Annotated in this window: 12 protein-coding genes; 2 read left to right on the top strand and 10 right to left on the bottom strand. The window is 67.9% G+C overall.

The annotated features are described in order from the left end of the window. The first annotated feature begins 53 nt into the window (after positions 1 to 53). Entirely contained in the window at positions 54 to 617 is a 564-nt protein-coding gene (locus tag CAL12_RS22875) for an ASCH domain-containing protein (RefSeq protein WP_232464605.1), read from the top strand. Here CAL12_RS22875 and CAL12_RS22870 read toward each other — a convergent pair. Next, complete coding sequence (locus CAL12_RS22870) at positions 526 to 1476, bottom strand: LysR family transcriptional regulator (protein ID WP_086066714.1); 951 nt, start codon at positions 1474 to 1476, stop codon at positions 526 to 528. The genes CAL12_RS22875 and CAL12_RS22870 overlap by 92 nt on opposite strands. Positions 1477 to 1683: 207 nt before the next feature. On the opposite strand from CAL12_RS22870, the gene CAL12_RS22865 reads away from it, so the two are divergent. Further along, complete coding sequence (locus CAL12_RS22865; RefSeq protein ID WP_086066713.1) at positions 1684 to 2850, top strand: mandelate racemase/muconate lactonizing enzyme family protein; 1167 nt, start codon at positions 1684 to 1686, stop codon at positions 2848 to 2850. A 76-nt stretch (positions 2851 to 2926) separates the two neighbouring features. Here the strand turns inward: CAL12_RS22865 and pgl are convergent, their stop codons facing one another. The 9 genes from pgl to CAL12_RS22820 all read right to left on the bottom strand — a co-directional run bounded on the left by pgl (position 2927) and on the right by CAL12_RS22820 (position 15965). After that, positions 2927 to 3643 (bottom strand): 6-phosphogluconolactonase, encoded by a 717-nt coding sequence (gene pgl, locus CAL12_RS22860; RefSeq protein ID WP_086066712.1) that lies wholly within the window; start codon positions 3641 to 3643, stop codon positions 2927 to 2929. Positions 3644 to 3652: 9 nt separating this feature from the next. Further along, a complete protein-coding gene (locus CAL12_RS22855) occupies positions 3653 to 4480 on the bottom strand; it encodes a Cof-type HAD-IIB family hydrolase (protein WP_086066711.1) in 828 nt (275 codons plus the stop codon). Then, positions 4462 to 5997 (bottom strand): glucose-6-phosphate dehydrogenase, encoded by a 1536-nt coding sequence (zwf, locus tag CAL12_RS22850; RefSeq protein WP_086066710.1) that lies wholly within the window; start codon positions 5995 to 5997, stop codon positions 4462 to 4464. Before zwf ends, CAL12_RS22855 begins: the two co-directional genes overlap by 19 nt. Continuing rightward, positions 5997 to 6974, bottom strand: coding sequence for a phosphogluconate dehydrogenase (NAD(+)-dependent, decarboxylating) (gene gnd / locus CAL12_RS22845; RefSeq protein ID WP_086066709.1), 978 nt, complete (start codon positions 6972 to 6974; stop codon positions 5997 to 5999). The genes zwf and gnd overlap by 1 nt, the downstream gene beginning before the upstream one ends. Positions 6975 to 7050: 76 nt before the next feature. Next, the gene (locus tag CAL12_RS22840; protein ID WP_086066708.1) at positions 7051 to 9894 is read right to left on the bottom strand and encodes a bifunctional transaldolase/phosoglucose isomerase; all 2844 of its coding nucleotides are present in this window, start codon (positions 9892 to 9894) and stop codon (positions 7051 to 7053) included. Continuing rightward, positions 9891 to 11990 (bottom strand): transketolase, encoded by a 2100-nt coding sequence (gene tkt, locus CAL12_RS22835; protein WP_086066707.1) that lies wholly within the window; start codon positions 11988 to 11990, stop codon positions 9891 to 9893. The genes CAL12_RS22840 and tkt overlap by 4 nt, the downstream gene beginning before the upstream one ends. A gap of 142 nt (positions 11991 to 12132) precedes the next feature. Continuing rightward, positions 12133 to 12843, bottom strand: a complete 711-nt coding sequence (locus CAL12_RS22830) for an ROK family protein (RefSeq protein WP_086066706.1) — start codon at positions 12841 to 12843, stop codon at positions 12133 to 12135. A 176-nt stretch (positions 12844 to 13019) separates the two neighbouring features. Beyond that, entirely contained in the window at positions 13020 to 15158 is a 2139-nt protein-coding gene (locus tag CAL12_RS22825) for an acetate--CoA ligase family protein (RefSeq protein ID WP_086066705.1), read from the bottom strand. Positions 15159 to 15173: 15 nt separating this feature from the next. After that, positions 15174 to 15965 (bottom strand): enoyl-CoA hydratase/isomerase family protein, encoded by a 792-nt coding sequence (locus CAL12_RS22820; RefSeq protein ID WP_198298306.1) that lies wholly within the window; start codon positions 15963 to 15965, stop codon positions 15174 to 15176. Positions 15966 to 16096 lie beyond the last annotated feature (131 nt).

Genomic DNA, 16096 nt, shown 5'->3' with positions numbered 1-16096 from the left:
GCGCATAATTGCACGACTTCGTCTAACTCAGGTGGGATTTCACGACCGCAGCGATGAAAGCGCAACCGCTAAGATTCGATCGCAACGTGATCGACGATGTCCTGGCCGGCAGGAAGGTCCAGGCGCGTCGGATACTCAAGCCGCAGCCGCCCGACAACACGGTCAGCTGGCTGCGGGAAATCGGCCCGGGCGGCAAGTGGATGGCGGTGGAAGAGCCGCCGCCGACGCCTTCGCGCCGACGGATACGCCGCATGGTGTGTCCATACGGTGAACCGGGCCAGAGCATCCGGGTGTACGACGATGCAGGCACCGCCTTCGGGGTGGTAACCCTGGTGGGCGTGCGCATCCAGCGGCTGCAGGATATCAGCGAGGCCGACGTCGTCGCCGAAGGCTGTGCCGAAGGCCAGAGCGCGCGCGGCGGCTTCCTGCCGGGCATGCCCTTGAAATCCATATTCGCGGTGGCCTGGTGCGAAACCAATGGCGCGCGCGCCTGGGCGGTGAATCCCTGGGTCTGGGCCCTGGAATTCAGGCTGACGGAGGCCTTGCCCTACGACCGCCAGGCGTTGCCGCCGGACGTCCCGCAGGCGCCTGGAAATGCGCCGCCAGAAAATCAATGAAGGTCCGCACCCGGGCGGACAGATGGCGGCTGGCCGGGTAGTACACGAACAGGTCGGCCGAAGGCAGCGTGTAGGCCGGCAGCAGCCGGCGCAGGCGGCCTGTCTCCAGGTATTTGGCCAGGTCCCATTCCGAGCGGATCAGGATGCCGTGGCCGTCCAGCGCCCAGCCCAGCACGATGTCGCCGTCGTTGCTGGCCAGCGTGCCGCCGACCTTGATCGCCTGGGTTTCCCGATTGCGTGTGAAGCGCCAGACGCCATAGGCCTCGTCATTCTGCCTGTGGATGATGCAACGGTGCGCCGCCAGGTCGGCGGGGCGCTGCGGCGCACCATGGCGGGCCAGGTAGGCGGGCGAGGCGCATAGGAAGCGGCGGTTGCTTTGCAGGCGGCGCGCGCTGAGGCGGCTGTCGGGCAGCGTACCGAAGCGCACCGCCAGGTCCAGGCCCTGTTCCACCAGGTCCACGGGGCGGTCGGTGACTTCCAGCCGGACCTCGACGTCGGGGTGCAGGCGGGCGTAGTCGGACACGAGCGGGGCGATCACGGTGCGGCCGAAGCCCAGGGTGGCGTTGACGCGCAGCACGCCGCGCGGTTCGGCACGGCTGCTGGTGACCTGGTCTTCCATCTCGCGGATGTCGGCCAGGATACGGCTGGCGTGGCGCAGATAGGTTTCGCCTTCGCTGGTCAGGCTGGCGCGCCGCGTCGTGCGATTCACCAGGCGTACGCCCAGGCGCTGCTCCAGCTGGGCCAGGCGTTTGGTGGCGGCCGGCGGCGTCATGTCGAGTTCGCGCGCGGTGGCCGACAGGTTGCCGTGCTTGGCCAGCAGGACGAAGAACATCAGCTCGGAGGCAATGTCGGATTTCATGCGTGCGCGCTCCCGTTCGGGCCGTTATCCGGCGTGCAGCGTCCGGCGCCTGGCGCCGGGGCGCATCCATGCCCTCCATCCAGCATCCGGTTTTCGCCAAAAGTTAATAATAATCTTCCTGTTGGTGAATAAAAAAACTCCGGCAGTTCGTTAATCTCTAGTCGACCCCATGCCCCGCCGGGCCATGCATACAGACAGGAGACTCCCGTGCGCATCGTCGAAATCCGCGAGCAGACCAAGCCCATCAGCTCGCCCATCCGCAATGCCTATATCGATTTCAGCAAAATGACGCTCAGCCTGGTCGCCGTCATCACCGACGTGATGCGCGACGGCAAGCCCGTGGTGGGCTACGGCTTCAATTCCAATGGCCGCTATGGTCAGGGCACGCTGATGCGCGAACGTTTCATCCCGCGCGTGCTGTCCGCCGAACCCGACGCCTTGCTGGATGCCACCGGCCAGAATTTGGATCCGCACAAGATCTGGGACCGCATGTTCATCAACGAGAAGCCGGGCGGCCATGGCGAGCGTTCCGTTGCCATGGGCACCCTGGACATGGCGGTGTGGGACGCGGTCGCCAAGATCGCCAACAAGCCCTTGTTCCAGTTGCTGTCGGAGCGCTACGGCGACGGCAAGCCCGAACGCAGGGTGTTCGTCTACGCCGCCGGCGGCTACTACTACCCCGGCAAGGGACTGGAAAGCCTGCAGGACGAAATGCGCGGCTACCTGGATCGCGGTTATTCGGTCGTCAAGATGAAGATAGGCGGCGCGTCGCTGGACGACGACCTGCGCCGCATCGACGCCGTGCTGGACGTGCTGCAGGACGGCCAGCGGCTGTGCGTCGACGCCAACGGCCGCTTCGATCTGAAGACGGCCGTGGCTTATGCCAAGGCGCTCTCGCAATACGACCTGTTCTGGTACGAGGAAGCCGGCGACCCGCTGGACTACGAGCTGCAGGCCGAACTCGCGCAGCACTACGACAAGCCCATGGCCACCGGCGAAAACCTGTTCTCCATGCAGGATGCGCGCAACCTGATCCGCTACGGCGGCATGCGTCCCGACCGCGACTGGCTGCAGTTCGACTGCGCGCTCAGCTACGGCCTGGTCGAATACCTGCGCACGCTGGATATGCTGAAAAGCTACGGCTGGTCGCCCAGCCGCTGCATCCCGCATGGCGGCCACCAGATGTCCCTGAACATCGCCGCCGGATTGGGCCTGGGTGGAAACGAGTCATACCCCGACCTCTTCCAGCCCTACGGCGGTTTCCCCGACGGGGTGCGGGTGGAGAACAGCCACATCACCATGCCGGACCTGCCGGGCATCGGTTTCGAGGGCAAGAGCGACCTGTACGCGGAGATGAATCGCCTGTCTGCCTGAGCGGCGCGCATCCGCTCCGTGGCGCCGGCGCCGCCATCCCGGCCATGGCCATGGCCGGGTCGGTTGCCGGCCGCGGCTACTCGCCCGCCGCGTCCCTGTCCAGGTACCACAGCAGTTCGCCCTGCGGCCGTACGCGGCCGGAGGGCACGCCGGGATCGTGCGCCCGCGCGCGGCTGACGGCGGTGCGCTTCTTGTCTCCCGCCGCCAGGAATACCACGGCGGCGGCGCTGTCCAGCGCGGGCAGCGTCAGCGATATGCGCGGTTCCGGCTTCACGCCCACCACCGCGACGGTCCAGTCGCGCGTGTCCTCGACCTGCGGCGCGCCAGGAAACAGCGAGGCCGTGTGGCCATCGTCGCCGATGCCCAGGAGATTCACGTCGAACAGCGGGCGCCCGGCTTCCAGCCGCGCCGATCCGTAGTATTCGCGCAGCGTCTCGGCATAAGCCGCGGCGGCCGATTCCGGGGTGCCGTCCGCCGGCACGGGGTGCACGTTGCCCGGCGGGATCGGCACGTGGTCGATCATCGCCAGGCGGGCCATGCGGTAGTTGCTCTGCGGATCGTCATACGGCACGAAACGTTCGTCGCCCCAGAACAGGTGCACGCGCGACCAGTCGATGCGGCTGGCGCGTTCCGGCTGCGCCAGCAGTTCATACAGGGGCTTGGGCGTGCTGCCGCCCGACAGGGCCAGCGCGAAGCGTCCGTCGCAGGCCGCGATGCGCGCCGTCAGCCAGTCGGCAAGATGGGTCACCAGGCTGGCGGTATTCTCGAAGATGCAGCTTTGTTCCTTGTCCATGATGACTCCTCAGGCCGCGGGAAGAATGAAGCGGTGCACCGCCGCCGCCAGCCCGTCGTCGGCATTGCTGGCGGTGGTGACCGTGGCCTGGGACCGCACCTGCGCGCTTGCCTGCCCCATGGCGATGGACAGGCCGGCTCGCTGGAACATGGGCACGTCGTTGTCGCCATCGCCGATCACCGCGGTTTCCGCCAGCGATACGCCCAGGTGGCGTGCCAGCGCTTCCACCGCGTCACCCTTGTTGGCGCGGGCATGGTTGACGTCCAGGTAGTAGACCTGCGAGCGCGAGGCATGCGCGCCGGGCGCGATGCGCGGGTTGATCTCCTTTTCCAGACGGATCAGGCCGTCCGCGTCCGCACTGGCGGCGACGATCTTGCCGATGCGGTCCAGGTAGGGCTCGAAGCTGTCGACCAGGGTGCCGTCGAAGCCCAGCGTGTGCCGCTCGAGCGGCACGTAAGGCCCGTCCGGATCGCGCAGCAGCCATTTGTCGTCGGCAAATACCCAGGTTTCCACGGGCTGGCCGGCGAAGGTGTCCAAGGCGATGCGGGCGTTTTCCACCGACAGCGGATGCGACTCGATGGTGCGTCCGCCGGTATCGACGATGGCGCCGCCATTGAAGGCGGCGGTCGGTACGTCCAGGTCCAGCAGGCGGATCAGCGGCAGCATGCCGCGCGGTGGCCGGCTGCTGACGAGCGTGAAGGCGATGCCCGCGCCGCGCAGCGCGCGCACCGCCGCGATGGTGGCCGCGCTGATCTGCTTGTCCGGCCGGACCAGCGTGCCGTCGACGTCCGATACCAGCAGCCGGATGGCGCCCGGGCCTACTTCAGGCTGTGCCATGCGCGCCCGTCCCGCCGCAGCAGTTCGTCGGCGGCCTCGGGGCCGTCCGTGCCCGCCGGATACATCTGCACGTCCTTGCAGTCGTGCCAGGCGTCGAGGAAAGGCTGCACCGCGCGCCAGCCGTTTTCGATGTTGTCCGCCCGCTGGAACAGCGTCTGGTCGCCGATCATGCAGTCGTACAGCAGCGTTTCGTAGCCCGTCGACGGCTGCATCTTGAAGAAATCCGAATAGGCGAAACCCATCTGGATATTGTCGATTTCCAGCGTGGTGCCGGGCTTCTTGGCCTGGAAGTCGAACCACATGCCTTCGTCGGGCTGGATCTGGATGATCAGGTAATTGGGGCGCAGGCGGTGCACATGCGTGTCCCGGAAAGGCGACATCGGCGCGGGTTTGAAGCAGATGGCGATCTGCGTGCTGCGCACGCCCAGCCGCTTGCCGGTCCGCAGGTAGAAGGGCACGCCGGCCCAGCGCCAGTTGTCCACCCACAGCTTGAGCGCGACGAAGGTTTCCGTGCAGCTGTCCGGCGCAACGCGGTTTTCCTCGCGATAGCCGGGCACGCGCTGGCCGCCGGTCTCGCCGGCGGCATACTGGCCGCGCACCGAATTGCGCCGCGCTTCTTCCGGCGACTGCGGGCGGATGGCCGCGACCACCTTGGCCTTTTCGCTGCGCACCTCGTCCGCGCCGAAGGCCGCGGGCGGCTCCATGGCGACCATGGCCAGCAGCTGGAACAGGTGGTTGGGCACCATGTCGCGCAGCGCGCCGGTGCGCTCGTAGAAATTGCCGCGCTGCTCCACGCCCACCGTTTCGGCGGCGGTGATCTGCACGTGGTCGACGTAATGATTGTTCCAGAACGCCTCGAACAGGCCGTTGGAAAAACGGCTGACCAGGATGTTCTGCACCGTTTCCTTGCCCAGGTAATGGTCGATGCGATAGACCTGCTTTTCGTCCATCACGGCGAGGATGCCGGCGTTCAGGTCCTGCGCGGTCTTCAGGTCGGAGCCGAAGGGCTTTTCGACGATGACGCGGCGGAACTGGTCGTCGCCTTCCTGCAGCAATCCGGCATGCGCCAGGCGCGTGACCACTTCGCAGAAGAAGCGCGGCGCCGTGGCCAGGTAGAACACGGCGTTGCGGGTGCCGGAGGCCTCGATGCGCTGCTTGATGGCCTGGTAGGTCGCGTCATCCAGGAAGTCGCCTTCCAGGTAGGTGATGCGCTGCGCCAGGCCGTCCCACAGCTTGTCGTCCAGCGCCGGCTCGCCGCCTTCGCTCTTGCCGCGCTTGGCGGACATTTCCTGCATGAAGTCGGCCAGCTTGCCGCGGTACTCCTCGTCGCTGACCTTGTTGTGGTCGACGCCGACGATATGAAGCGCGTCGCCGACCAGGCCGTCGCGCGTCAGGTTATACAGCGACGGGACGAGCAGCCGCTTGACCAGGTCGCCATGGGCGCCGAACAGGAAGAGGGTTGCCGGCGGCGCCATCTGCGACCGCGGGGTGCGGTTTGTCGATTGCGCGGCCGTCATTATTTTTTCTCCTCGACGTGGCCGCCGAAGCCGAAGCGCATCGCGGACAGCATCTTGTCGCCGAAGGTGGCGTCCTGGCGCGAGCGGAAGCGGGCGAACAGGGCGCTCGCCAGCACCGGCGCAGGCACGGCCTGCTCGACGGCGGCATCGATGGTCCAACGGCCTTCGCCGCTGTCGGCCACGTCGCCGGAAAAGCCCGCCAGCTTGGGATCCTTGGCCAGCGCGATGGCCGTCAGGTCCAGCAGCCAGGACGAAACCACGCTGCCGCGCCGCCAGACCTCGGCGACGTCGGCCACTTCGATGTTCAGGCGCTGGTCTTCCGGCAACTGGTCGGAGCCCTTGGTCTTGAGGATGTCGAAGCCTTCGGCATAGGCCTGCATGATGCCGTACTCGATGCCGTTGTGGACCATCTTGACGAAGTGGCCCGAACCGGCGGGACCGGCATGGATGTAGCCCTGTTCGGCGCGCGCGTCGCGGCCTTCGCGGCCCGGGGTGCGGGGGATGTCGCCCAGTCCCGGCGCCAGGCAGGAGAAGATCGGGTCCAGGTGCTTCACGACCTTGTCCTCGCCGCCGATCATCATGCAGTAGCCGCGCTCCAGGCCCCAGATGCCGCCCGAGGTGCCGACGTCCACGTATTCGATCTGGCGCGCCGCCAGCGCCTTGGCGCGGCGGATATCGTCCTTGTACATGGTGTTGCCGCCGTCGATGATGATGTCGCCCGGCTCCATCAGGCCCGCCAGCGTATCGATCATGTGTTCGGTGACGGCGCCGGCCGGGAGCATGACCCAGACCGCGCGGGGCTTCTCCAGCTTGGCGATCAGGGCTTCCACGTTGTCGACGCCCGTCGCGCCTTCGGACTGCAGTTCCTTGACCTTGTCCAGGCTGCGGTTGTACACGATGACTTCGTGCTTGTTCCGCATCAGGCGGCGCGCGATGTTGGCGCCCATGCGCCCAAGTCCAATCAATCCGAGTTGCATAGCAAAATCTCCGCGTAAATAAACCGGCGCGGCTAGCCGCGCCCGGTCCGGAAAACCAGGGCCTGCTCGGCCCGGATCAGTTCGTCACCTGCTTGACGGCCTTGGCCAGGCGCGCCAGGCCGCTTTCCACGTCTCCGCCCTTGATGTGTACCCGCAGATAGCGCCGGCCGCGCTCGGCCAGCACCTGCAGGTCGCCGGACGCCTGCGCCGCCTGCACCGTGCCGAAGCTGATCTTGCGCCCCGGGATGGGCAGGTCGCGCGCCGGATCGGCGGTGATCTGCAGGAATACGCCGCTGTTCGGGCCGCCCTTGTAGGCCTGCCCGGTGGAATGCAGGAAGCGAGGGCCGAAGCCGCCCACCGTGGCGACCTTGCGGCGGTCGCGCACCGTCGCGCGCAGGCCGGCGATCTGCCGTTCGTGCGCGGCGTTGCGCGCCACATAGGCCAGCACCGCGGCGTAGTCGCCCTGGCCCAGGCGGGCCAGATGCGCCTTCAGCACACCTTCGACGGTGCCATCGGCGGCCAGCGACTTGTCGCCGTAGAAGGCCAGTTCGCCGTCTTCGGCGATGGGCGTCTCGGCGGGCAACTGGCCGGTTTTCTCGTAGGCGTCCGTCAGGGCGCGCGTCTTGATCTTGCTGGCTTCGACGTCGGGCTGGTCGAAGGGATCGATGCCGATGACGGCGCCGGCGATGGCGGTGGCGACTTCCCAACGGAAGAATTCCTGTCCGATGGCGGCCGGCCGCGGCAGCGTGATGCGGATGACCGGCTGCCCGGCGGCGGCCAGGGCCTGCACCTTGGCGTCGAGCTGGGTGGTGTCGTCTTCGGCGCAGCGCAGGTAGGCGAACACGCGGTCCTGGCCGTAGACGTCGGGCGTGCCTATCGGTTCGAGATCCACCGGCACGATGCCCTTGCCGTGCTTGCCGGTGGATTCGGCCAGCAGCTGTTCCAGCCACGAGCCGATGCTGGCGACCGCGGGCGATGCGAAGATGGTGACCTTGTCGCGGCCGGCGCGGGCGGCCTCGCCCAGGATGGCGCCCAGGCGCACGCCCGGGTTGACCGAGGGCGGCGACGACGGGCCGCAGGCGCGCACCATGGTCTGGGTTGTCTCCAGGAAGTGCGCGACGTTGTGGCCCATGACGCCCAGCGGCACCAGGCCGAACACCGACAGCACCGAATAGCGGCCGCCGATGGTCGGATCGCCATGGAAGATGGCGCGGTAGCCGGCCTGTTTGGCGGCCGCTTCCAGCTTCGATCCCGGGTCGGTGATGGCGATGAAATGCTTGCCGGCGTTTTCCTGGCCGACGGCCGCCACGGTGGCCGCGTGGAAATGCGCGTTAAGGATCTCCGGCTCCAGCGTGGAGCCCGACTTGCTCGATACGATGAACAGCGTGCGCGCGAAATCGATGCCGCGTTCGACGGCGCAGATTTCTTCCGGATTGGTGGAGTCCAACGCATGCAGCGCCAGGCCCTGGCCCGATTCGCCCAGCGTCTGCGCCAGCACTTCCGGTCCCAGGCTGGAGCCGCCCATGCCGAGCAGCACGGCGTGGGTGTAGCGTTCGGCCTGCAGCTCGCGCGCCAGCGCGGCAACGGCGTCGGCATCGACCTGCTTGCCCTGTCCGGCGGCCAGCCAGCCCACCCAGCGGTCTTCCTGCTGGCCGGTCCACATGGATGCATCATGCTGCCACAGGCGCCGCGCCCAGCCGTCGGCGCGCGCGCGGTCCAGGCACTTGTCGACGGCATCGGCCAGCGGCTTGGGCAGTTCGTACGCCACGCCGTTGACCTGTTCGCCCAGGTAGGTCATGCGCTTGGCGGCCACCGCGCCCAGCAGCGCGTCGAAGGCGTCGGAGAACTGCCTGGTGCCGTCTTCCACCAGTTCGCGCGTGACGCCATCCAGGTCCAGCCCCAGCTTCTGCGCGTCTTCCAGCTGCCGGCGCGCCGTGTCGACATCGCGCGTCAGTGTCGTTTCGACCGTGCCTTTCTCGCGGAATGCGTCCATGGTGGGCGCGGGCATGGTGTTGACCGTATCCGGGCCGATCAGTTCGTCGACATACAGCGTGGCCGGATAGGCGGGATTCTTGGTGCCGGTGGAGGCCCACAGCAGGCGTTGCGGATGCGCGCCTTTCTGCGCCAGCGCCTTCCAGCGGTCCTCGCCGATCAGTCCCAGGTAGTCCTGGTAGGCCAGCTTGGCGTTGGCGATGGCGATCTTGCCCTTGAGCGCGTTCAGGCGGTCGCCGTCGGCGCCCGGGTTTTTCAGGGCTTCGTCGATGTTCTTGTCGATGCGGCTATCGATACGGCTGATGAAGAAGCTGGCCACGCTGGCCAGCCTGTCCACCGGCTTGCCGGCCTTGGCGCGGGCTTCCAGGCCGTCGATATAGGCCAGCGCCACCGCGCGGTAGGCGTCGCGCGAGAACAGCAGCGTGACGTTGACGTTGATGCCGTCCTCGATCAGCTGGCGGATGGCCGGCACGCCTTGCGGCGTTCCCGGCACCTTGATCATCAGGTTGGGCCGGTCCACCGCCTTCCACAGGCGGCGCGCTTCGTTCAGGGTGCCTTCGGTGTCGTAGGCCAGGTAGGGCGAGACTTCCAGGCTGACGTAGCCGTCCTTGCCGTTCAGGCGGTCGTACACCGGCCGCAGCGCGTCGGCGGCGTGCTGGATATCGCGCACCGCCAGTTGCTCGTAGACGTCGCCGGGCTCGGCATCGGCCTGGTACAGGATGGCGTGCAGCTGCTCGTCGTAGGATTCCCCATGGCCCATCGCCTTTTCGAAGATGGACGGGTTGGAGGTGACGCCGGTCAGGCTGTCCTCGCGCACCAGCTTGTCCAGGCCGCCCTGCGCCAGGAATTCACGGCTCAGGAAATCCAGCCAGATGGCCTGTCCGGCTTCCGCCAGCCGGACCAGCGGGTTCTTGGTCGTTGTGTTCATTTCGTACTCCTTTTCTCTTGAACCTGCTCACGCGCGGCGCGAACCACATTGTCCACCGTGAAGCCGAATTTCGCCTGCAGCTTGGCGATGGGCGCGGACGCGCCGAAAGTGCGCATGGCGATGACCTCGCCCTTCGTGCCGGCGTAACGGTCCCAGCCCATGTAGCCGGCCTGCTCGACTGCCACGCGCGCGGTCACGTCTGGCGGCAGCACGCTGTCGCGATACGCCTGGTCCTGCTCTTCGAACAGGTCCCAGCTGGGCATGGACACCACGCGCGCGGCGATGCCGTCGGCGCGCAAGCGATCGTAGGCCTGCAGGCACAGCGATACTTCGCTGCCGGTGGCCATCAGGATGACCTGGGGCTGTTGCGGCGCGCAGTCGGCCAGCACGTAGGCGCCGCGCCGCAGATCGGTCGCGGGCGCGTACTTGGAACGGTCCAGCGTGGGCAGGGGCTGGCGCGTGAGTACCAGCGCGGTGGGGTGCTTGGTCTGTTGCAGGGCCACCTTCCATGCTTCCACGGTCTCATTGGCATCGCAGGGCCGCAGGACGCGCATGCCGGGTATGCCGCGCAGTTGCGCCATCTGTTCGACCGGCTGGTGGGTGGGGCCGTCTTCGCCCACGCCGATGGAATCGTGCGTGAACACGAACACAACCGGCAATTCCATCAGCGCGGCCAGCCGGATCGGCGGCTTCATGTAGTCGCTGAAAATCAGGAAGGTGGCGGTGTAGGGGCGCACGTGCGACAGCGCCATGCCGTTGGCGATGGCGCCCATGGCATGTTCGCGCACGCCGAAGTGCATGTTGCGGCCGCCGTAGTCGTCGCGCTCGAAGCTGCCGGCGCCGTCGAAGGTCAGCTTGGTCTTGGTCGAGGGCGCCAGGTCGGCGGCGCCGCCCATCAGCAGCGGAATGTGCTTGGCGAAGGCGTTCAAGGCCTTGCCGCCCGAGTCGCGGGTCGCCAGTCCCTTGGCGTCCGGCGGGAAGACGGGCGCTTCGCTGTCCCAGCCGTCGGGCAACTGGCCCTGGCGCATGCGTTGCAGTTCTTCATGCATGGCCGCGTCCTGCGCCTTCAACTGCTCCATCGTCCTGGTCCACTGCGCGTAGGCCGGCTGGGCGCGCGCGGCCAGGGCGTCGCGCAGGCGGTCGCGGACTTCGTCGGGCACCAGGAATTGCGCGTCTTCCGGCCAGCCGTAGGCTTTCTTGGTCAGCCGGACTTCCTCTTCACCCAGGGCTTCGCCGTGGGCCGCCGCGGTATTGTGCTTGTTCGGCGAGCCGAAGCCGATCACGCTGTCGACCACGATCAGCGTCGGCCGGTCGGTGGTGGCCTGGAACTGGCGCAGCGCGGCGGCCACCGCCATGCGGTCGTTGGCGTCGGTGACGTGCAGCGTGTTCCAGCCATAGGCGGCGAAGCGCGCGGCGACGTTCTCGCTGAAGGCCAGGTCGGTATGGCCTTCGATGCTGATGGTGTTGTTGTCGTAGATCCAGCACAGGTTCGACAGGCCCAGGTGGCCGGCGATGGACGCGGCTTCGCCGGAGACGCCTTCCATCATGTCGCCGTCGCCGCAGATGACGTAGACGTTGTAGTCGAAGACTTCGCGTCCGGGGGCGTTGAAACGCTGCGCCAGGTGGCGCTGGGCGATGGCCATGCCGACACTGTTGGCGCAGCCCTGGCCCAGCGGGCCGGTGGTGGTTTCGACACCGGTGGTCATGCGGTATTCGGGATGGCCGGGCGTCTTGGAATCGAGCTGGCGGAACTGCTTGATGTCATCCAGGCTGACGGCCGGCTTGCCGCTGGGCTTGCCGTCGGCGTCGATTTCGATCACGCCGCCCAGGTGCAGCAAGCCGTACAGCAGCATCGAGGCGTGGCCCGCCGACAGTACGAAGCGGTCGCGGTTGGGCCAGTCGGGATGGGCAGGGTCGTAGCGCAGGAAATCGTGCCACAGCGTGTAGGCGACCGGCGCCAGCGCCATGGGCGTTCCGGGATGGCCGGAATTGGCTTTCTGAACGGCGTCCATGGCCAGGGTGCGCAGCGTATCGATGCACAGCAGGTCCAGCTTTTCGTCATTGCGCGCGGGATCGGGGGACGGTGGAGTATTCATGAGACCTCTCTCTGGCGGAAACGCGGACAAACCGGCTTCGGGAGCAATCGTCATGCCCGTTTGGCCGCCGGGTGGACCAAGGGCGTCTGGCGTCGCGAACGGCCGGGCGCCGGGCCGTCGCGGGTGGGTATTCAGGGGCCGTTCATGAACGGCGCGCCTCGCGCCACAGGGCGGCGCCGCCTTCCAGCCCGGCATCGTTGGAGCCGATCCTGAGGTGGTCGTCGGCGGGGAAGTCGAGCCTTGCGGCATTACCCCCGCCGATATAGATGCGATCCGGCATGAACAGTATGTCGATCAGTTCGATCGCCCGCCGCACGCGTCGGTTCCATTGTTTTTTCCCCAAGGTTTTACGCTTGGCTTCGCCCAGGTATTCGTCGTAAGTCTTGTCTTTATGGATGGGATGGTGGGCCAGCTCCATATGCGGCATGAGTTCGCCGTCGCGGAACAGCGCGGTGCCGACGCCGGTGCCCAGCGTCATCACGAACTCCAGGCCGCGGCCGCTGACCAGGCCCAGGCCTTGCATGTCGGCGTCGTTCAGCAGGCGGGCGGGCTTGTTGCCGAAGGCGCGCGAGATCGCCTGCCGCAGCGGGAAGCCGGCCCAGAGGCTGGTATCCAGGTTGGGGGCGGTCAGTACCTTGCCTTCGCGCACCACGCCGGGGAAACCGATGGAGATGCGGTCGAATTCGGGCAGGCCGGCGACCATGCGCTTGAGGTTCTCAAGCAGGATCTTGGGTGGGCAGGGATGCGGGGTGGGCACGCGGACGCGCTCGGCCAGCATCTGGCCTTTTTCGTTGATGACGGCAGCCTTGAGGCCGGTTCCGCCGATGTCGATGGCCAGTATGCCGGGCTTCATGCGTCATGTACTCCTTGGGCGACGAGCCGCGCGGAAAATCCACGCCGCTCTGCCGTAAGGTACACCAAGAGTTTGACGGATGGTATTGGCCAGGGGCGCCGGCAGGGGCGCCCGCAGAAGCCCGCAGGGACGCCCGGCTGGAGGCGTCTGGCCCCGGGCCCGGGCGTTGAAGCGCCTTATTTCAAAATTGCGACGCCATCCGCCGCGCGCACGCCGCGGCCTTCTTCCTGGACGAACAGCGGGTTGATCTCCGCTTCGACCAGGCGATCGCCCAACTGCCCGGCCATGGCCGCGAAGTTCAGCACCGCGTCCTCCAGCGCCTTGACGTCGGCCTTGGGCCGGCCGCGATACCCGTCCAGCAGCGGCCAGGACTTGAGCGAACGCAGCATCTCGCCCACGGTGGCGCGGTCCACCGGCAGCAGGCGCAGCGCGGTGTCCTGGAACAATTCGGCCGTGACGCCGCCCAGTCCCACCAGCAGGGTCGGGCCCAGTTGCGGGTCGCGATGCACGCCGACGATCATTTCCACGCCGGACGCCATTTCCTGCAGCAGATAGCCTTCCGGCTCGATGCCGGTACGCTGGCGCACACGTGCCGCCATGGCCTGGATCGCCTCGCCCACCGCCTCCGGTGCGACGCCGACCGCGACGCCGCCGGCTTCGGTCTTGTGGGTGATGCGGCTGGACAGGACCTTGAGCACGACGGGGCGATCGAAGGCCTGCGCTTCGCGCTGGCCTTCCGCGGCGTCCGCCACCGCGCGCTCGCCGACCGAAGGAACGCCGTAGCGCGCGAACAGCGCGCGCGCCTGGGCTTCGTTCAGCGAACCGGAAGGCAGGCCCGCCGCGTCGGCGCCCGAGGCGCTCGCGCCAGCCGCGGCTTCCGCGCTGGCTCCGCCTGCCCCGGCATGTCCGCCAGCCGCGCCGGCCGCACCCGCGCCCGCCGCGGCGTTCTCGCGCGCCGTGCGCGCCAGCATGGCCGACAGCACCGCCGCGAAGCTTTCCGGCGCCGTGAAGGCGGGCGCGCCCGCCCGGTTGACGTTGGACAGCACCGCCGGCGCATAGGGACTGACATAGGCCAGCACCGGCTTGTCGCTCCGGTCCAGCGACGCCGCGATGGCGCCGGCGGCCAGCGTCGGCTGCGCCAACGCGGACGATCCGACGATCGTGATGACGGCGTCGTAATCGGCGCTATCGAGCAGCGTGGCGATGGTATTGCGCAGCAGCTCCGGCTGCAGCCCGGCGAGCGTGACGTCGATGGGGTTGCGGTCCAGCACGATCTGGTCGTTCTTTTGCAGATCGCGCAGCTGCGCGGCCGTCTCCGGCCCCGGCGGCGGCGTTTCGAAACCCGCGACGCCCAGGCTGTCGGCCACCAGCGTGCCCGCGCCGCCGGTCGACGTCAGGATGGCGATACGCTTGCCGCGCAGGACGCGGCGCGTGGCCAGCGCGGCCGGGATGTCGAGCAGGTCGGCGAAGGTCTGGGCGCGGATGGCGCCGACCTGGCTGAAGAGGGCGTCGTAGACTCGGTCTTCGCCGGCCAGCGCGCCGGTGTGCGACGCCGCCGACCGCGCGCCGGATTCCGAACGGCCGACCTTGTAGACGACCACCGGCTTGCCGGCGCGGGCCGCCTTCAGGGCCGCCTGGCGGAATTTTTCCGGATTGCGCAGGCCTTCCATGTACAAGGCGATCACCTGCGTGGCCGGATCGTCCGCCAGGTGGTCGATGAAGTCCGCGGCTTCCAGGTCGACTTCGTTGCCGGTGGAAACGAGTTTGGAGAAACCCAGCCCGGCCGCCGCCGCGCGCGATAGCAGCGAACCCAGGATGCCGCCGCTCTGCGACACCACCGCGATGCCGCCACCCTGCAGCGATTCCATCTCCAGTGCCCCGCTGGCGCACAGCATGATGCGGTCCGTCAGGTTGACCAGGCCGATGGTGTTCGGACCCAGCAGCCGCATGCCGCCGGCGGCTTCCTTGAGCGCCTGCTGGCGGCGCGCGCCGCTTTCGCCGGTTTCGCCGAAGCCGCTGGCCAGCACGATGGCGGCGGGCGTGCCGCGCCGCGACAATGCGCCCACGGCCTCGATCGCGCGGTCGGGGGCCACCAGCACCAGGCCGACGTCCGGCACGTCCGGCAGGCTGTCGATGTCCGGATAGCAGGTCAATCCCGCCACCTGGTCGGCGCGTGGATTGACCGGATAGATCGCGCCGCCGTAGCCGTGTTTCTGCAGGTAGGCGACGGGGCGGCCGGCGGTCTTGCCGGCATCCGCGGACGCGCCGATGACGGCGATGCTGCGCGGGTGGAGCAGGGTATGGATGGCGTTCATGGTTCAGCCCTTCCTTCAGCTCTTCTTCGCGGATTTGTCCAGGAAGGCTTGCACCGAAGCCTGGTGTTGTTCGGTGGTGTAGCAGATGGCCTGCGCCTGGCTGCCCATCTGGAACACCTGGTCGGCGGTCAGCTCGAAGGTCTGGTTCAGGATGGTCTTGCTCAGGGCCAGCGCGGCGCTCGATCCCGCGCTCAGCGTGCGCGCCCAGTCGCAAGCCTGTTGCAGCAGCTCGCCGGCGGGCGCCACGCGGTCGGCCATGCCGAGGGCGTGGGCTTCTTCCGCCGCGACCGTGCGGCCGCTGTAGATCAATTCCTTGGCGTGCTGCAGGCCTACGCGGCGCGGCAGGAAGTACATGCCGCCACCGTCGGGTATCAGGCCGCGCAGGATGTAGGTCATGGCGAAGGTCGCGTTATCGGCCGCCATCACGAAATCGCAGCACAGGGCCAGGTCGCAGCCCAGCCCCGTCGCGGCGCCGTTCACGGCGGCGATGGTCGGCTTGGTCAGGTCGTGCAGGGCGGCGATCGCATGATGCGTGCGTTGCTGACGGCTCCAGCCGTTGAAGGCGACCTGGCCGGCCGGGGCCGCCATCCGCTCGCGCATGCCGCGGATATCGCCGCCGGCGCAGAAGGCCTTGCCTGCGCCGGTCAGCACCAGCGCGCGGATGGCGTTGTCGCGCGTCACCTGGTCCAGCATGGCGATGAAGTCCTGGCGCATTTCGTCGTCGATCGCGTTGCGCACTTCGGGACGGTTCAGCGTGATGACGGCCACGCCGTCGTCGACCTGCATTTGTAGGGTGGGGTTCGACATGATCTCTTCTCTGCGAGCCGCGGCTCTCGGTGGATGGATGGGGAAACGTCTGTGCTGAGGTGGCCAGGGCCTGGCGGTCGGGCACGATGCGCCGGCGGATCCTGGCAGGCCGCCGCTTTACGACGCGGCGG

Source organism: Bordetella genomosp. 8 (assembly GCF_002119685.1).
Classification (GTDB): Bacteria; Pseudomonadota; Gammaproteobacteria; order Burkholderiales; family Burkholderiaceae_B; genus Bordetella_C.
This window is presented reverse-complemented; position numbering and strand designations above follow the sequence as displayed.